The sequence below is a fragment of the Floridaenema aerugineum BLCC-F46 genome, assembly GCF_041929345.1.
Taxonomy (GTDB): domain Bacteria; phylum Cyanobacteriota; class Cyanobacteriia; order Cyanobacteriales; family Aerosakkonemataceae; genus Floridanema; species Floridanema aerugineum.
Genome location: NZ_JBHFNQ010000090.1, coordinates 122,699 through 142,363, shown reverse-complemented (window position 1 = coordinate 142,363; position 19,665 = coordinate 122,699). Strand labels below are relative to the sequence as shown.

At 40.4% G+C, this 19,665-nt stretch carries 19 protein-coding genes, 29 tRNA genes, 2 pseudogenes and 1 other annotated feature; of the genes and pseudogenes, 43 read left to right on the top strand and 7 right to left on the bottom strand.

Features of this window, described 5'->3' with window-relative positions; genetic code table 11:
- Positions 1-189: 189 nt before the first annotated feature.
- The 26 genes from ACE1CC_RS11970 (at position 190) to ACE1CC_RS11845 (ending at position 6,010) form a co-directional block, all read left to right on the top strand.
- Entirely contained in the window at positions 190-816 is a 627-nt protein-coding gene (locus ACE1CC_RS11970; RefSeq protein ID WP_413270658.1) for a DUF3611 family protein, read from the top strand.
- Entirely contained in the window at positions 809-1,861 is a 1,053-nt protein-coding gene (locus ACE1CC_RS11965; protein WP_413270657.1) for an AI-2E family transporter, read from the top strand. The genes ACE1CC_RS11970 and ACE1CC_RS11965 overlap by 8 nt, the downstream gene beginning before the upstream one ends.
- Positions 1,862-2,940: 1,079 nt before the next feature.
- Positions 2,941-3,013: transfer RNA gene (locus ACE1CC_RS11960), tRNA-Asp, on the top strand.
- A 7-nt stretch (positions 3,014-3,020) separates the two neighbouring features.
- Positions 3,021-3,098: transfer RNA gene (locus ACE1CC_RS11955), tRNA-Glu, on the top strand.
- Between the two features lie 75 nt (positions 3,099-3,173).
- Positions 3,174-3,250 (top strand) — tRNA-Cys (locus tag ACE1CC_RS11950).
- A gap of 11 nt (positions 3,251-3,261) precedes the next feature.
- Positions 3,262-3,337: transfer RNA gene (locus tag ACE1CC_RS11945), tRNA-Met, on the top strand.
- Between the two features lie 3 nt (positions 3,338-3,340).
- Positions 3,341-3,412, top strand: a tRNA-Trp gene (locus tag ACE1CC_RS11940).
- 143 nt (positions 3,413-3,555) lie between these two features.
- Positions 3,556-3,633, top strand: a tRNA-Glu gene (locus ACE1CC_RS11935).
- A gap of 8 nt (positions 3,634-3,641) precedes the next feature.
- Positions 3,642-3,723, top strand: a tRNA-Tyr gene (locus tag ACE1CC_RS11930).
- A 1-nt stretch (position 3,724) separates the two neighbouring features.
- Positions 3,725-3,799, top strand: a tRNA-Met gene (locus ACE1CC_RS11925).
- A 5-nt stretch (positions 3,800-3,804) separates the two neighbouring features.
- Positions 3,805-3,891, top strand: a tRNA-Ser gene (locus ACE1CC_RS11920).
- A gap of 4 nt (positions 3,892-3,895) precedes the next feature.
- Positions 3,896-3,968, top strand: a tRNA-Arg gene (locus ACE1CC_RS11915).
- A gap of 3 nt (positions 3,969-3,971) precedes the next feature.
- Positions 3,972-4,045 (top strand) — tRNA-Phe (locus ACE1CC_RS11910).
- 57 nt (positions 4,046-4,102) lie between these two features.
- The gene (locus ACE1CC_RS11905) at positions 4,103-4,597 is read left to right on the top strand and encodes an HNH endonuclease signature motif containing protein (protein WP_413270656.1); all 495 of its coding nucleotides are present in this window, start codon (positions 4,103-4,105) and stop codon (positions 4,595-4,597) included.
- Positions 4,588-4,659, top strand: a tRNA-Asn gene (locus ACE1CC_RS11900). Before ACE1CC_RS11905 ends, ACE1CC_RS11900 begins: the two co-directional genes overlap by 10 nt.
- Before the next feature lie 58 nt (positions 4,660-4,717).
- A tRNA-Gln gene (locus tag ACE1CC_RS11895) sits at positions 4,718-4,794 on the top strand.
- Between the two features lie 14 nt (positions 4,795-4,808).
- Positions 4,809-4,882, top strand: a tRNA-Gln gene (locus tag ACE1CC_RS11890).
- Between the two features lie 44 nt (positions 4,883-4,926).
- A tRNA-Leu gene (locus tag ACE1CC_RS11885) sits at positions 4,927-5,000 on the top strand.
- 3 nt (positions 5,001-5,003) lie between these two features.
- Positions 5,004-5,077 (top strand) — tRNA-Pro (locus ACE1CC_RS11880).
- 3 nt (positions 5,078-5,080) lie between these two features.
- Positions 5,081-5,154: transfer RNA gene (locus ACE1CC_RS11875), tRNA-Leu, on the top strand.
- A 21-nt stretch (positions 5,155-5,175) separates the two neighbouring features.
- Positions 5,176-5,252 (top strand) — tRNA-Leu (locus ACE1CC_RS11870).
- A 5-nt stretch (positions 5,253-5,257) separates the two neighbouring features.
- Positions 5,258-5,329, top strand: a tRNA-Lys gene (locus tag ACE1CC_RS11865).
- Positions 5,330-5,337: 8 nt separating this feature from the next.
- Positions 5,338-5,411 (top strand) — tRNA-Lys (locus ACE1CC_RS11860).
- 74 nt (positions 5,412-5,485) lie between these two features.
- Positions 5,486-5,788: an HNH endonuclease gene (locus ACE1CC_RS11855; RefSeq protein WP_073592141.1), complete on the top strand. Its 303-nt coding sequence runs from the start codon at positions 5,486-5,488 to the stop codon at positions 5,786-5,788.
- A gap of 58 nt (positions 5,789-5,846) precedes the next feature.
- Positions 5,847-5,921: transfer RNA gene (locus ACE1CC_RS11850), tRNA-Leu, on the top strand.
- Between the two features lie 11 nt (positions 5,922-5,932).
- A tRNA-Met gene (locus ACE1CC_RS11845) sits at positions 5,933-6,010 on the top strand.
- Positions 6,011-6,121: 111 nt separating this feature from the next.
- On the opposite strand, the gene ACE1CC_RS11840 is transcribed toward ACE1CC_RS11845, so the two are convergent.
- Complete coding sequence (locus tag ACE1CC_RS11840; protein WP_413270655.1) at positions 6,122-6,727, bottom strand: macro domain-containing protein; 606 nt, start codon at positions 6,725-6,727, stop codon at positions 6,122-6,124.
- Positions 6,728-6,836: 109 nt separating this feature from the next.
- Between ACE1CC_RS11840 and ACE1CC_RS11835 the strand changes: the two genes are divergently transcribed.
- From ACE1CC_RS11835 to ACE1CC_RS11765, 15 genes are all read left to right on the top strand, one after another.
- A tRNA-Thr gene (locus ACE1CC_RS11835) sits at positions 6,837-6,908 on the top strand.
- A 46-nt stretch (positions 6,909-6,954) separates the two neighbouring features.
- A complete protein-coding gene (locus ACE1CC_RS11830; RefSeq protein ID WP_413270654.1) occupies positions 6,955-7,584 on the top strand; it encodes a hypothetical protein in 630 nt (209 codons plus the stop codon).
- 542 nt (positions 7,585-8,126) lie between these two features.
- Positions 8,127-8,963, top strand: coding sequence for a TIGR02452 family protein (locus ACE1CC_RS11825; protein ID WP_413270653.1), 837 nt, complete (start codon positions 8,127-8,129; stop codon positions 8,961-8,963).
- A gap of 31 nt (positions 8,964-8,994) precedes the next feature.
- Positions 8,995-9,065, top strand: a tRNA-Gly gene (locus tag ACE1CC_RS11820).
- A gap of 117 nt (positions 9,066-9,182) precedes the next feature.
- A tRNA-Arg gene (locus tag ACE1CC_RS11815) sits at positions 9,183-9,256 on the top strand.
- 8 nt (positions 9,257-9,264) lie between these two features.
- Positions 9,265-9,339 (top strand) — tRNA-Val (locus tag ACE1CC_RS11810).
- 2 nt (positions 9,340-9,341) lie between these two features.
- Positions 9,342-9,414, top strand: a tRNA-Arg gene (locus ACE1CC_RS11805).
- Positions 9,415-9,471: 57 nt separating this feature from the next.
- Complete coding sequence (locus ACE1CC_RS11800; RefSeq protein WP_413270652.1) at positions 9,472-10,122, top strand: group I intron-associated PD-(D/E)XK endonuclease; 651 nt, start codon at positions 9,472-9,474, stop codon at positions 10,120-10,122.
- Between the two features lie 166 nt (positions 10,123-10,288).
- Positions 10,289-10,371 (top strand) — a sequence feature (23S ribosomal RNA rRNA prediction is too short).
- A gap of 71 nt (positions 10,372-10,442) precedes the next feature.
- Positions 10,443-10,515, top strand: a tRNA-Ala gene (locus ACE1CC_RS11795).
- An 85-nt stretch (positions 10,516-10,600) separates the two neighbouring features.
- Positions 10,601-10,683, top strand: a tRNA-OTHER gene (locus ACE1CC_RS11790).
- Positions 10,684-10,820: 137 nt separating this feature from the next.
- A complete protein-coding gene (locus ACE1CC_RS11785; protein WP_413270651.1) occupies positions 10,821-11,300 on the top strand; it encodes a hypothetical protein in 480 nt (159 codons plus the stop codon).
- Entirely contained in the window at positions 11,297-11,905 is a 609-nt protein-coding gene (locus ACE1CC_RS11780) for a PIN domain-containing protein (protein WP_413270650.1), read from the top strand. Before ACE1CC_RS11785 ends, ACE1CC_RS11780 begins: the two co-directional genes overlap by 4 nt.
- A 9-nt stretch (positions 11,906-11,914) precedes the next feature.
- Positions 11,915-12,547 (top strand): Vat family streptogramin A O-acetyltransferase, encoded by a 633-nt coding sequence (locus tag ACE1CC_RS11775; RefSeq protein WP_413270649.1) that lies wholly within the window; start codon positions 11,915-11,917, stop codon positions 12,545-12,547.
- A gap of 30 nt (positions 12,548-12,577) precedes the next feature.
- Positions 12,578-12,838 carry a hypothetical protein gene (locus tag ACE1CC_RS11770; protein WP_413270648.1) on the top strand — a complete coding sequence of 87 codons (261 nt, stop codon included), beginning with the start codon at positions 12,578-12,580 and terminating at the stop codon, positions 12,836-12,838.
- Positions 12,839-12,898: 60 nt separating this feature from the next.
- Positions 12,899-14,233: an HNH endonuclease gene (locus ACE1CC_RS11765; protein WP_413270647.1), complete on the top strand. Its 1,335-nt coding sequence runs from the start codon at positions 12,899-12,901 to the stop codon at positions 14,231-14,233.
- Here ACE1CC_RS11765 and ACE1CC_RS11760 read toward each other — a convergent pair.
- On the bottom strand, positions 14,216-14,785 hold the full coding sequence (locus ACE1CC_RS11760) for a hypothetical protein (RefSeq protein ID WP_413270646.1): 570 nt from the start codon (positions 14,783-14,785) through the stop codon (positions 14,216-14,218). The genes ACE1CC_RS11765 and ACE1CC_RS11760 overlap by 18 nt on opposite strands.
- Positions 14,786-14,900: 115 nt before the next feature.
- On the opposite strand from ACE1CC_RS11760, the pseudogene ACE1CC_RS36795 reads away from it, so the two are divergent.
- Positions 14,901-15,005: pseudogene (locus ACE1CC_RS36795) on the top strand (ribbon-helix-helix domain-containing protein); the annotation flags it as partial.
- Positions 15,006-15,306: 301 nt separating this feature from the next.
- Here ACE1CC_RS36795 and ACE1CC_RS11750 read toward each other — a convergent pair.
- From ACE1CC_RS11750 to ACE1CC_RS11730, 5 genes are all read right to left on the bottom strand, one after another.
- The gene (locus ACE1CC_RS11750) at positions 15,307-16,089 is read right to left on the bottom strand and encodes a hypothetical protein (RefSeq protein WP_459563832.1); all 783 of its coding nucleotides are present in this window, start codon (positions 16,087-16,089) and stop codon (positions 15,307-15,309) included.
- Between the two features lie 144 nt (positions 16,090-16,233).
- The gene (locus ACE1CC_RS11745) at positions 16,234-17,442 is read right to left on the bottom strand and encodes an AAA family ATPase (protein ID WP_413270643.1); all 1,209 of its coding nucleotides are present in this window, start codon (positions 17,440-17,442) and stop codon (positions 16,234-16,236) included.
- A gap of 63 nt (positions 17,443-17,505) precedes the next feature.
- Positions 17,506-18,057, bottom strand: coding sequence for an RNA 2'-phosphotransferase (locus ACE1CC_RS11740; protein ID WP_459563831.1), 552 nt, complete (start codon positions 18,055-18,057; stop codon positions 17,506-17,508).
- A gap of 132 nt (positions 18,058-18,189) precedes the next feature.
- A complete protein-coding gene (locus ACE1CC_RS11735) occupies positions 18,190-18,375 on the bottom strand; it encodes a hypothetical protein (RefSeq protein ID WP_413270641.1) in 186 nt (61 codons plus the stop codon).
- Positions 18,376-18,617: 242 nt separating this feature from the next.
- A complete protein-coding gene (locus ACE1CC_RS11730) occupies positions 18,618-19,076 on the bottom strand; it encodes a DIP1984 family protein (protein WP_413270640.1) in 459 nt (152 codons plus the stop codon).
- 324 nt (positions 19,077-19,400) lie between these two features.
- Here ACE1CC_RS11730 and ACE1CC_RS11725 point away from each other — a divergent pair.
- Positions 19,401-19,637, top strand: a pseudogene (locus ACE1CC_RS11725) (DUF4189 domain-containing protein); the annotation flags it as partial.
- Between the last annotated feature and the right edge of the window lie 28 nt (positions 19,638-19,665).

Below are 19,665 nucleotides of genomic sequence, written 5' to 3'. Positions count from 1 at the left end.
ATCAAAACCTAAAAAACCCGGTTTCTTGGTACAATCGTTGGTTTAAATGAGCTAACTTAACCCAGAAACCGGGTTTTTGACCCACGCTGCGTAAGTTCTGGTTTGGTTAATTATTTTGGCTCTTTGTAGAATTATTCAGCGAAACAAGTTAAAATCTTTCTGGCTTATTTTGGGATAGATTAATCACAAATGTTGAAATTACTGGAATCAAATTCTCCTCCCCCAAGTGTACGGCGCATTGCTACAGAAATGCGTGTAATTGGCTGGACTGGTTTTTGGTTACAATTGTTTTTTGGGTTTATTCCCGTTGCTTTGGCAGTATTTTTTCTGTTTATTCCCAGAAATCCTAATAGATTGGGTAGTTCTGGAACTGTAGCATTCTTTTTTGGTTATGCCTCGCTAATTGCCCTAATTTTCACTATTTATTGGTGTTTTCGTTATACCAAAATTGGGCAAAAATTAACAAATCCTGATTTACGTCCCTCTAGAGTAGAAGTAATTCGCAGTTTATCAATTGGGCTACTTGTGAATATAGCGGGAATGATTTTTGCGGTAATAGTGGCAATGTCCCAAGTAAATAATTTGTTGGTTAAGCTACTATCTTTACCTCAAGGATCGTCTACCATATTTAGTCCCACTCAGGGTACAGCTGTGATGGCAAGAGTTCCAATAACGCCATTACAAATGATGGGATTGCAAGCAGTAATTAGCGCGATCGCAGCTGAAATAATTGGCTTAATTGTCGCCCTTTGGCTACTACATCGAGTTAACCAACGCCCACCAATAGAAGTTAAGGAAAACTACTACGATGAATAAACCACCTAACAATAGTATTTGGCAACAACTAAATAACTCATCGCAAGTTCGGGCTTTACTAATGTTTTTGTTGCTGTTTATTTGTGGTTGGGCATTTATCCAGTTAATCACTTACTTTAGTACGTTGATTTTTGTGTTTACTACAGCGTCAATTGCCGCAGCTTTACTTAACTATCCAGTCAACTGGCTGTCTCGATTAATTCCCAGAAAATTAGCGGTTGCAGTAGTTTTTCTCACTAGTTTATTACTAGGAATAACTTTTGTCGTTACTCTCGGTTTAGAAATTTTAAATCAGGGACAAGGATTAGTCGCAAGACTCAAAGAATTTATTGAAACTGCTGAACCAACTATCCCACCATTAAGAAATTTGAGATTAGAGGAAAATTTTGATAGAATTTTGCAAACCCTCCAGTCAGGCTTAGTTACTGGCTTAGGTTTTTTACAATCTTTATTTTCCAATTTTCTAATGTTTATCATTATTGCTGTCATCTGTTTATATATGTTATTGGATGGCAGCCGAATCTGGCACTCAGTTTTAAAATTAGTGCCTTTGGATGTACGATCGCGCTTTGCCTACAAAACCCAAAAAAGTTTTTTAGGCTTCTTTCGCGCCCAACTAACCTTAATGGCATTCCTCACCATTGCCAGTTTAATAGTCTTCAACATTTTGGGAACTAGATATTCCTTGATTTTGTCCCTAGTTGTAGGAATTATGGACGCAATACCCGGAATCGGCGCAACATTGGGAGTGTTAATAGTCACAACATTAGTATTATCTTCCCAAGGCTTTTGGATGGCTGTAAAAGTTTTAGTAGCTTGTATAGTATTACAACAAATTCAAGACAACTTTATCTCTCCTAAAGTCATGAAAGATTCCCTGGATTTACATCCAGTATTATTATTCTTTGCCATATTTGTCGGCGAAAGAGTCGCCGGAGTCTTAGGTATTTTTCTCTCAATCCCGATCGCTGCTATGATTGCAACTTGGACTGATGAAAAAGATTTTACTGAAGAAAAATTAGAACCAAAACTAGAAAAAGACTAAGAAACTTCCGCAAAGACCGCTCAGCAGATAGCGAATAAGCTCTAGCGTATAGTATTCTTGCGATCGCTTTACCTCCTCGAGTCAAAAAAAAATACCCGCCCAGATGCAGAGCGGGAAGCGGAGGAACGATTGCATGACCTTGTTACTTTATATATATGTCTGAGTCATAGTCACTTATGCAGTATTGAATTAAAAACTATCGAAATGCGTTGGCGTAGCCTGCTCTCTTGCATATCGCCCTAAGTTGTATTACCCAATTCAGGGCGGTTTAATTTTGTATTTTTTGTAGTACAACAATGCCTGTTAGCCTAAAACCCTTGATATCAGTGCTTTTCAGCCATATAGTAAAAAAAGAAAAAAATTTTTCCCAAAACCCTTGACACTTTTGTAGTATGTTTTGTAGTATAAAAAGGTAGCGCGAAAGGGAAAGCGCCAAAAACTTAGCCCCAAGTGCGATCGAACCTTGAAAACTGAATAATTCGCCCATTTAAATTGTTAAGCAAAGAAGTTGACACAGGTACAAAATACCTTATTGCAACGAGTGTAGTTAGCTTTCTTTCTGAACCAGCGATTTAATTTAAAGTTTAAATATTCGTTGATTCATCAAAGATAGTCTGATGCCGAAGGATTTAAGCTCAGTCAAGCTAAAGGTAATCCAACTAAGAGTGAACAAACACTTATCACTCAGGGAGATTCACCAGCAAACAGGAGTGCCGAAAGGAACGCTGAGTAACTGGTTGAAACCCTATCCTCTCCCAGAGGAGATCAGGAAAGCCAAACAAGCTATTGCTTATGAAAAGCTGCAAAACTACGTTAAAACTGTTCGCAAGCGTCAGAGGCCAATAGAGTCTAAATTCCATCAGGCATTGGGCGATCGAGAGCTAACCGCAGATCGGAGAACTGCTATCTCTGAAGCTGCTGTTCTATTTCGCCTAACCTTGTACGGTTTCAAGGTGTATCGATCGCAATTCGACAGTAGAACAGCAGATTGGCTCGGTCATTTGAGGAAATTAAGGGTAAAACCTCTCATGTTCCTCAAGAACAAGACGAAGAAAGGTGGGATAAATTGCTCGATTAATGAGGCTGTAGCTCAGTTGGGAGAGCGTCGCTCTGTCACAGCGAAGGTCGCGGGATCGAGACCCGTCAGCCTCGTTCAAATAGTCCCGTAGGCGAATTGGTTCAAGCCGTCACCCCCTCAAGGTGAAGATTGCGAGTTCAACTCTCGTCGGGACTACCAAATAGACATCTCCAATAACTCTTGTAGGGTAGGCATCCTGCCTGCCTTTGAGATTCTTTATTAGAGATGTCTAATGGTCAGATAGCCAAGTGGTTGAAGGCATCAGACTGCAAATCTGATTTTCGTCGTGGGTTCAAATCCCACTCTGACCTCTTGGTGACATCGCAGCGTAGCTTAACCAGCAAAGCCCCAAGCTCATAACTTGGTTGATACGGGTGCAAATCCCGTCGCTGTTACCATAAGCAGGGATGGTGTAATTGGCAACATCACAGTCTCCAAAACTGTTGTTCTAGGTTCAAGTCCTAGTCTCTGCGTTCTACTGCGTGACCTCACAAAGAAAGCTTACATACTGGTCATCTGATGAAAATCAGAGTTGGTTCAAATCCGACAACCTCCGCCAAAAATGGAGGTTGAAAAACTGTAGCTTTTTAAACTTGCACGGAGTAGAAATTTCCCTAGTGCTGTACGCAAATGGCTTAAGCGGCTTGACTTTCAATCAGGTGATTTGCGGGTTCAAATCCCGTCAGCACTACCAAAAAACCTGGGTTGGCTCTCCTAATTGGTAGGGTAGCTGTCTGTAAAACAGTAGCTTAAAGCATTGCAGGTTCGATTCCTGCCCAGCCCATTGCGGGATAGAGTAGTGGTCACTCACGAGTCTCATAAGCTCGTTTACGAAGGTTCGATTCCTTCTCCCGCGTCCAATCATGGAGAGGTGGCCGAGAGGCTTAAGGCACTTTCCTGCTAAGAAAGAGCGGTGTAACAGCCGCCGAGGGTTCAAATCCCTCCTTCTCCGCCTTGAGAGCGTGGTGTAAGTGGATAACATCTCAGCCTACGAAACTGAAGAAGAAGGTTCAAATCCCTCCGTTCTCGTTTCCCCCGGTAGCTCAGTTGGTCAGAGCACTTGACTGAAAATCAAGGGGTCGTCAGTTCAATACTGACCTGGGGGACTAGCATTGCTTTGTAGCTTAGTGATAGTAGCTTAATATATTACTATCTAAATAATTGTGAAAGGTGCTACTATGCCGCAATGTGAAAAATGTAAAACAAAGTTTCCAAATGCAATTAGATTAAACGGGAAAAAACGAAATCTACAGAACAGAAAATATTGTCTTAATTGTTCACCATTTGGAAAGCACAACACACAAAATTTACTCGAAGAGAGAAGTTCCTTACGAGTATGTAGTATATGTCTTAAAAGTTATGAAGGAGGAAAAGGTAAATACGCTCAAATATGTCCTTCATGCCGAGTGACACAAAGCCGTCAAAAAACAAAGAGGCGTGCAGTTGCATTAATGGGTGGGAAATGTGTAATTTGCGGTTATGACAGATGTATCGCAGCCTTAACTTTTCACCATATTAACCCTACTGAAAAAGAGTTAGAGTTTGGTTCATACTCCATTGCTTGGAGTCGAGTTGAAGAAGAATTGAAAAAATGTATTTTAGTTTGTAACAGGTGTCATGTAGAAATACATACAGGTTTAATCTCTATTCCTCAGTAGCTCAGTGGCAGAGCAGTCGGTTGTTAACCGAAAGTGCGCGGGTTCAAATCCTGCCTGAGGAGTTGTTTGGTTGCTTGACGTTCATAAGTTCAATCCCTACTAGGAACGTCATTTATTTATTGCCGGGTAGACGAATCGGAAAAGTCACCTATCTCTGAAATAGGAGTTTTTTGCAGGTTCAAGCCCTGCCCCGGCAGCCTTTATCAAACATTGAGGAGTCGCCTAATCGGTATGGCACCGTTCTTTGACAGCGGAATAATGCAGGTTCGAGTCCTGCCTCCTCAGTTGTATTTTCCAAAACTTAATTGCTTGGAAAATAATCAATTTTTGCTCCTGTAGCCCAATCGGAAGAGGCAGCAAGCTTAAACCTTGCGCGTTGCTGGTTCAAATCCAGTCAGGAGTATTACGGGGTGTAGCGCAGCTTGGTAGCGCGTCTGCTTTGGGAGCAGAATGTCGTAGGTTCAAATCCTGCCACCCCGATATGCCCCTGTGACGTAATTGGAAACCGTCGCAAGCTCAAACCTTGCGTTTTGCAGGTTCAAGTCCTGTCAGGGGTACTTGGCTAATAGCCTATTTATGCTCCCGTGACGGAATAGGGATACGTGCTGGTTCGAGAAGCCAGATTTTACAGGTTCAAGTCCTGTCGGGAGTACCAAACTTGGGTCGTTGGCAGAGCGGATATGCAGCTGCCTTTTAAGCAGTGTGATCCAGGTTCGACCCCTGGGCGACCCACTAATTATGGGTGTTTGGCAGAACGGTTATGCACCTGACTCTTAATCAGGCTGTGACACAGGTTCGACTCCTGTAGCACCCATAAATTTGTCATAATTAAGAAGGAAAAAGCAAAAATGTCTGAAAATCGATCGCAATTCCCAATCCCACCAAAGGATGAATTCCAAAGTTTTGCCCAAAGAAACATTACCCTGTGAACTCTGCGAACGAGCGATGGATAAATTAACCGTCCATCACTTAATTCCCCGACAAAGCACTAAACGCAAGAAGTTAGATCCAGGCCCAACAATTGATATTTGTTCGGCTTGCCATCGCCAGATTCATGTATTGTTTGATAACAAGTATTTGGCTCAAGAATTAAACAGCAAAGAAAAGCTGAAAAGCGATCGCCAAATGCAGAAATTCCTCGCTTGGGTGCGGAAACAAGACCCTGGTAAACGGGTAAAGGTCGATCGCTAAACTTACAAAATATGGCAGGCAAGATGCCTGCCCCACAAGAGTTTTTCAATCAATTTATGCCCTTGTAGCCCAACCGGAAAGAGGCGCTTCGCTTAGAACGAAGAGGTTGCTGGTTCGACTCCAGTCAGGGGCATTTGGTGACATCGCAGGGATGGAGCAACGGCGGCTCATCAGGCTCATAACCTGAATATCAGATAGGTTCAATTCCTACCCCTGCCACCAAAATATGCAGGTGTGGTGTCAATGGCAAGCATAGGAGCATCGTATGCTTCTGATGCGAGTACACGACTCTCGCCGCCTGCTTTAGAGTAAGTAGCGAGATCGTGTCGCGGTTCAGATAAAGCTTGAATTTCCTCCCTCCCAAATTTGAAGTTGTCTGTCAGCAGCAACTATGCAATTGAGAAATTTGGGTGGATACAGGAAGTTATCATAAGCTAATGCCATCTGTCTAGCAGCTTCATGATAGGGAACTCGCCCTATTCCTGTACCTAATCCCGGACAGGCAACGCTACTAATTTTTCGATCGGCATATTGGTTGTGCCGTCGAACAGCGAGAAGCATTGCCCACATTGCTACGTATGGAATGTCTGTACCAGCAATAGACATTGGCACTCGCATGGTGGGTGTGTGAGCCAGGAAAGAATGCTTTGGATGACCAGTTTCCACGATGAACGATGTTCCAACAGGCTGTTCACCCAGAAATTCATCAAGGATATGCTGCTGAACTTTTGTCATCAGGGAGCGACCAAAGAACCTAACGATCGCTGCATCCATGCCACCATCCATCATTCCAAATGAATTAGCAGGGCTAACTAAACAGTCAAATTCTGGCAACCACTCGAAATAGTTATTGACTATTTCAACGTTGGGTAAATAGCTGAAATGCTGTTGGAAAGCTGTAAATAATTGTGAACTAGGAGCTACAAGTATTAGCTTCAAATTGTGAACTTACCTCCGCTTAGAACGTTATTTTAGTTGCAAACTAAAGCGAGTGTCAACTTGCCTGAAACTGAGTGATGATTGGTAATTTTTAGGGATGAGTTGTAATGCAGGTGTGGTGTCAATGGCAACACAGCAGTCTTGTAAACTGCTTATGCGAGTTCAAATCTCGCCTCCTGCTTGTTAATAAAAAAGGTCGATTTTTAAACTTTAAGGAGTAGAAAAGTATGGTAATGATGACGGTTACGGATGCTTTGGCAGAGCTAACATTATTAGAAAAACGCATTGATTCTGCGAGATTAGGTTTAGATAATAATGCTTTAATTACAGTTTTGGAAGTTGGCAAAGTTCCAACAGGTTTTCGCTCTAGAGATGAGTATCAGGTAAAGGCTCGATCGAGTTTACAAAGAGTTGACGATTTGATTGCTCGTAGACGTACTATTAAAAGAGCGATCGTACTTTCTAATGCTTCCACAACCGTCACCATTGCAGGTCAAGAAATGACTGTTGCAGAAGCGATCGAAATGAAAAGTTTCATCGCTTACTACGAGTCAGTTATGAGTGTAATGCAAGCGGCTTTCATTCGTGCTCGCAAAGATTACGATCAAGCACAAGCTAAAGTTAAAGAACGTCTTGATAAACTAGCAATGGAAGTTTTGGGTAAGAATGCTGCTTCTGAGAAGTATCAATCTTTGGCTGATAGCTTCCTAGCAAGAGAAGGCGTTGAACTTTTAGATCCGACAAATTTAGCCGCAGAAATTGAGAGACGACAATCGTTTATTGAGGACTTTAAATCAACTTGCGATCGCGTACTTTCAATTAGCAACGCTCGGACAACGATCGAAATTCCAGATTAATAGCAATTCGATCCCCCCTAACCCCCCTTAATAAGGGGGGAACCGGATTTAAACTCCTCCTTCTTGTTAAGGGAAACCGGATTTAAACTCCTCCTTCTTGTTAAGGGAAACCGGATTTAAACTCCTCCTTCTTGTTAAGGGAAACCGGATTTAAAGTCCCCCTTCTTGTTAAGGGGAACCGGATTTAAAGTCCCCCTTGTTAAGGGGGATTTAGGGGGATCAAAAACGTATAAACTCATAACTAGTAACTTGAGTTAATATAATTGCTGGTTACTTGAAAATCTCTAAATTTATGGTTTTGAGATGGATCTACATTGGCAGGTAGAAAACCATCTCCTACTTTAGTCAAAGGTTAAAGCTCAAAGCTTAACGCTCAAAGTTCAAACCTTAAACCTTAGTCAATCAAAACTCAAACCATAAAGGTTAAAGTTCGATAAAATCCAGGGTATTGGTTGTAGGTTCCATAAAACCTTGAGGTTTCCACCTGGCTGAGTGGTCAGCATTCTTATCTCTTTTTAATAAGTTAGGATGAAGCTAAAATTATGGATCGAAAAGCGATCGCTCAAAACACTCTCAATATCTTAGAAGATGGTTATTACCAATCTCCTGAAGGCAAACGAGTTGATATTGCGCGAGAATTAGTATCATGTATCGCTCAAACTAAATGCTATGACTTACCGGAAATTGAGCAAATCCAAAAAGCAGTACTTGCTGAAACTCCTAAATTCTATAATACGGTATTTGCGGTCAAAAATGAGACGACGTTGATGGGTGCAGAATTCATGGCGCAAACCCAACAATTTGCTAGAATTGGTGTTTTGAATTTTGCTTCAGCTAAAAACCCTGGAGGTGGATTTCTCAGAGGTGCTCAAGCGCAAGAAGAGAGTTTAGCTCGGAGTTCTGGACTTTACAAAAGTCTGTTAAAATGTCCAGAGTATTATGATTATCATCGAGGTAATCGATCGCTTTTGTATTCCGATCGCATGATTTATTCCCCAGGTTGTCCAGTCTTCAAAAAAGATGATGGAACCTTACTATCAACTGCTTATGTAGTAGATTTTATTACTAGCCCCGCCCCCAACGCTGGCGAAATAGAAAAGAAACAACCTGAAGACAAAGGAAAGATCGCGGAAGTTCTTTATGTTCGCGGTGCTAAATTATTAAGTTTAGCAGCTTACCATGAATGTGATGCTTTAGTTTTAGGCGCTTGGGGTTGTGGAGTATTCCGAAACGATCCGGCAATAGTCGCCCAAATGTTTGCCGATTTATTATTAGCAAACGGGCAATTTTCGGGAAGATTCAAAAGCGTACTTTTTTCAGTTCTCGACACTAGAGGAGAGAGAAAGATTTTTAGAGAATTTTCTCATCGTTTTGGGTAAAACAAATCTGATTAATTGAGGTTTTAAATATGCGGATATGGTGTAGTGAAAGCATATAAGCCTTCCAAGCTTCAGGCACGAGTTTGAACCTCGTTATCCGCTTGAAAAAATGCGGGTGTGATGTAGCGGCTAGCACTTGAGTGTGCCACACTCAACGCATGGGTATCTCCTTCGGAGACGCTTCGCGAACGAGTCCCATCATTCGCTTGAGAACTTTCTGAGAGTATAGCTCAATTGGACAGAGTTTCAGGTTTCGACCCTGACGGTTGTAGGTTCGAGTCCTACTACTCTCGCTGTTCTCAGTCCTGTAACTCAATGGCAGAGAACTTGCCTTACAAGCAAGTAGTCGTAGGTTCGATTCCTACCAGGACTACCAATGCCTCTATAGCTCAGCGGACAGAGCAGCACTCCTCTAAAGTGATTGTCCCAGGTTCAAATCCTGGTGGAGGCGTTACTCGAACCTAAAAGCTGGTATAATATTAAAGTATTCCCAAAATAGGGGTTCGACTTGATAGAACATCATACCAAAGTTAAAGGAGATGTTGCTGTAGCAAAAGCTATAGCTGATTTAACAGCGAGAGGATATGTAGTTTTTACTCCTGTTTTTTCTGAACATCTACCATTTGACCTTGTGGTGTGGAAAGACAACGAATTTATAAGAATTCAGGTGAAATATTCTAGTTTTGGAAAAGTAGCAGGTTATACCTGCTGGAATGACAAAAAAGGAACTCATCAGCGTAAATATAAAACAGGAGATTTTGAGTGTTATGCTATTTACTTACCAGAAAAAGATCGAGTTATTTATCCCAGCATTGATTATAGAGGAGTCAACATTAGGACTGAACTTCCCAACAGTCCAACTCCTTTCTATTGGTGGGAAGATTTTCTCAAATTAGGCTCTAAAGCCGAAAAAAGAAAGCTAGAAGATTTTGGAGTTAAAGTAAAAATTCACAAAGCTTACAAAGCAAGAATTAATACAAGAAAAGTTGAGCGTCCATCCAAGAAAGAACTAGAGAAGCTGGTATGGGAAAAACCAACTACCCAAATAGCTCAAACTTTTGGTGTCAGCGACCAAGCAGTAGCAAAATGGTGCAAAGCGTACAAAATTAAAAAACCGCCAAGAGGTTACTGGGCAAAAAAACAACACGGCAAAATTTAGATATTCTAACTGTGACTGAGAAAGTTGCAGGAGGTTGCTTTTCTTGTAATTTATGACGATAACATCACCGCGATCGCATCCCATCGCGTGCCCTAACATCCAAGAGCCTACATACTTTAGTACGAGAGGAAAAGTGCTGCTGCAAAACAGCAGGCGCGTGGGAACGGGGAGTGCGAAGAACCTGGGAGGTTGGCTTAAAAGTAGCCATCCTTTAAAGAGTGTGTAATAACTCACCAGCGGAGTTCCCCTAGTAACTGAGAAAGCGCAATGCTCTGGTAACTTGCACGCTTTTTATCTGATGCGATCGCACATTCCAAAATGGGTCTGTAGTTCCAATGGGAGAACGCTTCTCTTGCACAGAAGAGGTTGTGGGTTCGACCCCCACCAGATCCACTGTGTCTGAAGCCAAAGTGGTCGCGGCGCTGATTTGTGGCATCAGTAATAGGGGATTCGAGTTCCCCCAGACACCCCAATTTATGGAAGATGCCGCTGAATGGACGGCAACTGGTCTTGAAAACCAGGGCAGGGTGACACCTGGGGGTTCGAGTCCTCCATCTTCCTTTACCCACCGGAGGCGGAAATAGTGACGCGCACAGCCGATAACTGTGTCTTAGAAGGGGCAGTACCTTCCCGGTGGATTAATTTATTGCTGAGAATTCTGCGTCAAAATAGTGGTATTGAGTCTCAAATTGTGAACTATGCCCACTCAACGTCAACGAGTTACTGTCTGGGATTTGGCAGTTTATGACCGTGAAGGTCAACTTATACTTATAGTTGAATTCAAGAGTAAGCTTCATACTTCGCCAGAGTGGGCAGCGAAATTTCGGCGAAATATTCTTGCTCATGGCGATTTTCCAAAAGTACCTTATTTCCTGATGGTGTTTCCCGATAAGTTTTATTTGTGGACTGATAAAGAAGCAAGATTTGATGAAAGTGAACCAACTTATGTTATTGATGCAAGTCCTATTTTTCAGCCTTCTTTTGAAAAAGCTGGTATCAAAAATGAGCAACAAATAAGCGGTGAAAGTCTGGAAATAATTTTCTCCTCTTGGCTGACAAGTATTATTTATTCGCCAGAAGTACTAAATCCGGCAAATGAATCTCAACGGTGGCTAATTGATTCTGGTCTTTATGCTGCTATTGCTGGAGGTAGTTTACAATTTGAGGCTGGGGCGTGAATATTTACGTTGAAACTAATTTTGTCTTGGAATTAGTTTTTCAGCAAGAGCAATGGCAAAGCTGCGAACAGATTTTGCAACTTTGTGAAGCTGGATGTGCAAAGCTTATCGTACCAGCATATAGTTTAGCGGAACCTCACGAAAAATTAAGCCGTCAAGCAAAGAATCGTAGAGAACTTCAACAATTACTTAATACAGAACTCAGTCAATTAGTACGCACGGCATCTTATACGGCTCGGATTCGTAGTATTCAAGATATGGCAAGTTTGCTAGTTCAAAGTAATAAGGAGGAACGCCAACGTTTTGTGCAATATCGCGATCGCCTACTCCATAATGCAGAAGTAATTGCCCTTACTGTTGATATCCTTACTGAAGCAGCAACGTATGAAAATCCTTACAATTTGAAATCACAGGATGCTATTGTCTATGCGTCAATTATTGCTCACCTTCGTCAGCATCATCCCTCAGTAGCTTGTTTCCTGAATCGGAATACCAGAGATTTTGACAATCCTAATATTGTTGACGAATTGAATAATTATAATTGTCGGATGATACCGCGATTTGATGATGGTTATGGTTTTATTAGCTCATTAGCTCAATCATGAGGTGTGGTAATGCAATATCCAGATCCTAAAGTTTTACATCCAATGCCGGGGTTTCCCCAAATTTGTTTTATTAAAAATGTAGTTTCAAATCCTAATATTATCATTGGTGACTATACTTATTATGACGATCCAGAAGACTCGGAAAATTTTGAGCGTAATGTCCTCTATCACTACCCCTTTATTGGTGATAAGTTAATCATCGGCAAATTCTGCGCGATCGCCAGAAATGTTAAATTCATCATGAATGGTGCAAATCATGAAATGTCCGGCTTTTCCACCTATCCATTTTACATTTTTGGTAATGGTTGGGAGCGAGTTACACCTGAATCGAATGAAACATCTTTTAAAGGTGATACCGTAATTGGCAATGATGTCTGGATTGGATATGAAGCAGTGATTATGCCAGGAGTAAAAATTGGCGATGGCGCAATTATTGCTGCTAAATCTGTAGTTACTAAAGATGTGAAACCTTACACCATTGTCGGCGGAAATCCAGCGCAGCTAATCCGCCAACGTTTTTCTGATGAAATAATCAATCTTTTGTTGGAAATTGCCTGGTGGAATTGGGATATTGAAAAGATTACGAGGAATTTGGAAAAAATTGTTAATGCTGATATTGAAGCATTAAAAAGTTGTGTATGATTGAAAAATAGCTGAAATAGGAGAGGCAAAGTGAGCATAAATGTTGACTTACCACCAGAATTAGAAAGTGAGCTTTCTACAGAAGCTTCTCAACTTAATCTGCCTTTGTCTGAATATATTTTGCGTGTTCTGTCGATGAGGGGAAGTATTGCTAATCCTCCGAAAAATGGGGCAGAACTTGTTGCTTATTGGCAAAGTGAAGGTGTGATTAATTCCAGACCTGATATTACTGACAGCCAAGCATATTCTCGTCAGTTGCGCCATGATTCTCAAACACGCGATCGACTGTAGGTAAATTATAGATGTATTTGTTGGATACTGACGGTTTAATTGATATTCAATGGAGTAATTATGTTTCATCAATTTGAGGAATTGCATATAAAATCGTCACAATTAAAATCATGCTTTTATTGTGAAATTCCACTTCCTGCATCAGAAAAAGAACATATATTTAACGCTTCTTGGGGTGGTTCTCACCCAACAGGAGATTTAATTTGTGATAAGTGTAACAAAGGTTTTTCAAAAAAAGTTGATAAAGCATTTTTGATCTATACAGGTGCAGTCATGAACGCTTGGTCATTTAAGGGCAAACGTCACCCATCAATACCCACCATTGGGAAAGAAAACGACTTTATTAAATTGAAAGGAAACTACTTCCTTGATGCAGGTGCAAAATTAAGACTGAAAAAACCGTTAATTGAGGAAGAAAAACAATCTGATGGGTTAGTAAGGTCAAAAATTTCCTTTAATTCACGGGGAGAAGCCAAACGTTGGTTGTTAGAACAACCTTTGAGCCAAGAAAAGCGAAACTCTCTGGAACAGCAAATTAGGCAAGCAAAATTTCGCTCAGAAGATCCACAGCCGCAAGAAGCTTCAGTAACGCTTAACCTTCGAGAGCAGTATCGTTCAGCAGCACACACAATATTAAAGTGTTTAGGTTTTTTCATGCCTGATTGGGTTTGCCATGATCAAACTAAGCAAGTTCGTCAATTTGCCCGATATGGTGAGGGTGATTGGCTGCTATTCGCAGTTGAAGTGGAGCAGCACTTTTCTCTAGCAGATCAAGCAATAAGCCTATTAGGATTAGGAGTTAATCATAATTCAGTCGAAATTTACTGGTCTTCCTATTTGAGAATGGTGATTGGAGTTGTGACAATTCTTAATCGTGTTAAAAGAGCAGTTGTCATCTCCAAAGACTATGTTGGTACAGATAGAGTTTTGTACGTTTTTGAAGATACTCATGGCTCTGGAAAGCCTCCTCGTGCAATTTCAGCAGAAATAAATTCACAAGAATTCTCTGCACCCACAATTGGAATTCAGTACTTCGCGTCCCCAAGCAGAATTAATGAGGTTTTCCGTAGTGAAATTTTAGAGCTTACAGCTACTTACTATCCTATTGATGCCCTTACAGCCAAACTCAAAGAAGAAATTGAAGAAATTAATCAAAAAAATTTGGAAGTCAGTGATAAGATTTGCGAAGAATATCGAGAAGCTTTCCTAAAATTTTTTGTTAATTGGGGTAAAATATTACAAATATCGGTAGACAAAGAACAACTTTGCTCCAAACTGTCAGATTATGGATTTGCAGATTTAGCTCATAGATTTACTGGTAGGACTTGTAATGACAAGGAGTTTAAATTATATGTAGCCAAAATATTCGACAATATTTTAATGGCTTTGAAGTAGTAGTTTAGTGTAGAAGTCTACATAGTACAATCCTTCCAATTCAGTATCTGAAGGTACATAGAAAGCCGCACAGTTATCAGATAAGTGGATACAGTCAACATCCGAATCTTTGAGAAGCTCGTCATACACCCCCTGGCTATAATCAAGAGCTTTCTTAGTTGTTTGCCAAGTCAAGGGTGGTGGGGGGGCAGGTTCACCTTCCAAGTTGGAAGTAGTGTAAAACTTGATTAATCTATTTCTGTCATTTTCAGATAAGGATTTAGTTACAAAGACAGAACAAGTATTGTACAATTTATTATTATGATTGAGGATTTTCTCCATTCCAATGAAGAAACAAAGCTTTTCAATCTTCTGCCAGCGTCTTGTATGTTCAAAGACTACCGTGGCATAGAATTCGTGAGTTTTTGCCCACTCTTTCAAAGATCTAATCATTCTTTTGAGTTCCCCGCCAGTTACTAATTTGTTTGTGTGAGGCATCTCATAGTAAGACATATATGCTTTGGGCTTACCATAGTTAGGATCTTTATTTTTTCTACGCTTTGCTTCTCCCATACACCGTCAAATTAGTGAAAATGTAATTTTACAAATCAGACACATCCAGCAATAGCTTATCATAAATTATACTGAGTAGACAATTTTTGTATTAACATTGGAACAGAGGTTTTTTATGAGCATTAATCTCACCCTTGACCAAGAACGCTTTATTCAAAGTAAGCTCCAAGCTGGGAAATATCGCTCCGCAGAAGAAGTGATCGAAATTGCTTTGCGGTTGTTTGATGAATACGATCGCGCCGAAGCTGAATGGATCGGTACATTAACCGCAGAAGTTAATGATATTGGTGAAAATCACGATCGCTATATAGGTAGTGCATTACATATTAAAATAGATGAATACGATCGCGCCGAAGCAGAATGGATCGACAATGTGCGAGAAAAAATAGATGCAGCGATCGCAATTTCAGAACATACACCACCGATCGACGGTGAGACTTTCATCAACCAAATTCTAGATCGATTCCAACAAGAACATCAGGCACAAGAATGAGAGCCTAATGTTCATCTGGGATTAACATTCAATCCCTATTCTCAATTACGCCAACGAGAGATTGTAAATCAAAATCGCGATCGCGTCCACTCAAACAAATTCCCGAACTAATAACAGTTAAGTCACTTTTAGAAATTGCCGAAGTGTGACGTTGACCATCAGCAGTTGTCCATTCTACCACCCAATGATCTTGGCGATCGCGAAATTCGCGCATTTGCCCACCACCCATTCTTAAAGCTTTTCGCAGACGTTGTTCATCTGTTTTCGCTACAAATGCTTGGGTTTTTTTGGTGGTTAATTGGTAAAGCGATCGCATTTCCGGCGTAATACCTTTAAAGTGCAACTCCTCCAGCGAAGTAGCATTTTTGAGATGTTCTTTCAGGTTTTCAGTGAGTAAGGGATCGGGACGGCGATCGTAATCATCAAACCACCAAGAATTACCATCAAACCGTGCAATAATTGGCTCAAAAGTAGCACCCTCACTCACCAAATGTACCGCGAAAGGTTTAGCAACACCGAAACGTTGTAAAGCATCACCTTCATTCACAGGATAAGCTAACCAAGTTTTACCCCGTAAAGCATAAGCTAAACGCAACCTTAAAGGTTTTAATAACTTTAAATACTCCGCCAACTGTGGCAAACTTGGCTCATCAACCACCCGCGCAAACTTCTCATCAACAGGCTGAAAAATTCCCCACCCCTCAAAATTTCGTGGTTGCGGAGCAAAACTATAAATAATATTAGCAACCCTAGTGCGAACCAACCCACCACGCACGCAGGGTGCAAGAAATTGAGTTTCCTTTAGCTGCATCTCTTGTGCAGCAATTTGATTCAACAGTTTACGAATATCCACACTAGGTTTACCTTTTAAATCACAACTAATTAATCTTTTTGAACCAACAAATTTCCTCTTTCTCCTCCTTTGCGCTCTTTGCGTTCTTTGCGGTTAAAAAAATCAAACAAACTTGTGTCCAAACTCATACATCAAATCAACCCTTCCCTTCCTTAACATCGCCGGATCTAACCTTTCAGTAGTATTACAAGTCAACAACACCACGAATTTTTGTTGCTGCTGAATACCCCCTTCCTCAATCACACTTTGATACAAAGTACCATCCAACAAACTCAAAATATGCTCAGTTCTAGTATTACCTTGAGCCGCTGCACTTCCCCGATCTTGAGCTAAATTATCCGCCTCATTAATTATCAGACAAATTCGCTCCAAATAACTTGGCGGAATGAAATTTTCCACCGCATCATGATCCAAAATAAAGATGACAAAACCCAAAGGCATCAAAATTTCTTTAGCTACCGCTTGAGTCCATGCAGTCTTACCAGTACCCGGTTCACCATGCACCAAAACAGCTAACTGATTTTGGTCAAGAACTGCTTGCTGAACTTTATCAGTAAAGCCTTGAATATCCTCTGGAAAACTGCGAATAGGAAACAAGCTATTAACCTGTCCTACACGACTTTTATATCCACTAAGAATCACCGCCAAATTGTAAGTTGCTTTGTTAATTAATGGCGCTAAATTTTTCGCCATTAAGCTATACCAACGTCGTCCCTTTTCATAGCTTTCTATTTGCAACCAAACTTGGTATTTCGACCAATAGGCGTAAATTGTTCCCGGAGTTTCCAAGCGTTCCCAATTGCTAAATTGAGACACTGGGTAATAGTAATATCGCTCCATGAAATACTGAGTAATAATATCAGGACGACCCAATATTTCCAGAATTTTTTTGACAGTAATTTCTTGGAGACGATTCAAAACATAATCAATCGGAATGCTATCCCGACTGACTGATTGATTAATAGGAGTTTCCGTTGTCAAAACATCTTTGAAACGGTAATCTGGCATAGAAGGTTCGGGAGTCAAGTAATTCCAGAACACATCTATTTCATATTTGACGTTATCAGAAAAAACATTTAAAAGATTAGCCCACCAAGTATATTCATTGCGCCCCAAAGCATTAGCAAGATCGCTAATTACATCAGCAGTTTTCTGAGTCAATTCATTGTTATCATTCCATACTAAATGTAAAAAATATTCTAAATTAAACTGTCTGGATAAAGGTCGCCAGCCTGCTCCTAATAGACCTTTTGATTGGTGATTGTTTTGGCTGTAATTTTCTTCGTTGTTTCCGAAATATCCAAATGGCATAATTAAATTTCAGTGCTATGGTGGCTAATTGTCGGAGGTTTTTACTAATTTTAATCAGCAGCTTTAATTTGGCAACTGTTGTAAATACTTAGAAGGCACACGATCGACTAACCAAACTCCATTCTCCGAACAGTAAAAATCATGTCCATCTTTATACATTGCTACTGCATCTACAGCAAAAACTACAGGTTTACCATGCCTTGTTCCCACTTTTTTTGCATTGCTGATACTCGTAGTTAAATGTACATGATGTCGAGACATTTTACACAGACCATTTTGCAAAATAGATGCCACTGCATTAGCTCCTGTTCCGTGATATAACACATCTGGCGGCAAAGTGGGTGTCAACTGCAAATCAACCTCTACACTGTGACCTTGATTTGCGCGAATTAATTTGCCAGTAGAATCAAAAGAAAAGCGCTTTTTATCATTTTTAGCAACTACTTCATCTAATTCAGCACGAGTGAACAAAAATCCGTTTTTTTGACTCGCTTCCATTAATTCTTCAACCGAAACCCAGCCTCCTTCTCCTAGTTTAATACCTATTTCCTCTGGTGTATGCCGCAAATGTTTACTAAGATATTTGCTAATTTTAACCAAGGGAGAATTGTTCAACACCATATCTTTAAAATTAATTAATATTCCTCCCTTACTTCACATTCCTTACTTGAGCGTACACAAACGATTGTCTTATATTGTAATACAAATTGCGAGAAATTATTTCCGATGCTTTGTTACATTTTATTATCAATAGCTGAGCTTGTGAAAATAACGACTATTCCGCAAAAATTGCACACTCTTTTGAGAAAGCCTTTTAACTTTTTTACTTGCGCCTGTAGGTAGAGGTGAATCAAAATCAGTGACATTTAATTCAGTGAGTCGCTGTTGCACTTCTAAGGCGATAAGTTTGTATACAGATTGCATATTACTCATAACATCACCTACTTTTTTTTGGTTCAAAAACTTTTGATTAAGCAAATAACCCCTAACCCACCCTCGCTAAAATCAATAGATCAGTACATGGTTGTAACTTTGACAATGCACTTTACGCTTGTGACAATACTGGGCGTAATTTGTAATACGATTAGGTATTGCCCCTCCTACCTACTAAAAGCCAATTTATAAGATTGGAAGTAAGGTTATACTCGCCTCTATTGCTTTAGCTACCAACTTGCTTAATCGATTAATTCAGTATTCCAGTTTGCCGCTTGAATAGTTGTATCCAACTCTCGACATTCTCTAGATAAGCGATCGACTTGTGCTTGCAATTCAGTAATGTTTACTGTGCTGAAATACTTGATTTCAGATTGACTGTATCGGTTTTGGTTCAACGCTGCTGCGTTAACTAGAGAATCATAAACACTGCGTTTTAGTAACAGTGTATCTCTTTGTGCTAAGGCATCAGATATAGTTACTCCTTCTCGGAGATTTGTCTGAGAATTGGTTTTGTTAATTCTCTGAATTAAATCTGTTAATTCGCGCAAACTTGTTTCTAATTCTGCAAGTAATGTTGAGGGATTTTCTGGTGGTTGTTCTCCCTCTTGCACTCTGGCACTTCTGAGCAATCTTTGGCGCAGTTGTTCAATTCTTTTTTGGCAATCTGCTCTGAGGATTAAAGCTTCAGATAGTTTCATAATTCCTCTCATATTTTAACGTTTTTTAGGATCTAAAACAATTTCTATGTAAACTGTTGATTCATGTTTATGGTGCTACTTCCTGAGTTAAATAGTATCGGATAATACATAATTTTTTTGGCTTTTATTGCGTAATAAAAGACACATAAACATTAAAAGTGCTTAAATAAAAAACATTCATTAATCATCAAGAAAAACCTGATGAGGAAACGTTTAGGAGTTTTGGCTGGAGTTTTAGTTTTTGCAGAAGGTTTAATGGCTGGTGTAGCTTTAGCAGCAGATAACTTTGGGGCGATCGCCACCTGAGATTCAGGTGCTTACGGCTACTCTTATAACTACCCAACTCGCGAGCAAGCAGAAAGAGCAGCATTAGAAGAATGTGGCGACAGAGGTTGTCGAGTTCAAGTATGGTTCAAAAACGCCTGTGGTGCTGTAGCCAAAGATGGCGAAAATTTAGGTTGGGGGTGGGCAGATAGTCGCGAACAAGCAGAAGCCAACGCCATGTCTGAATGTGGAACTGGGGCTTGTAAAGTAGTTTCTTGGGCTTGTACTACCCGCTAGATTAATGGTGCGTTATGGCTTAGCCTAA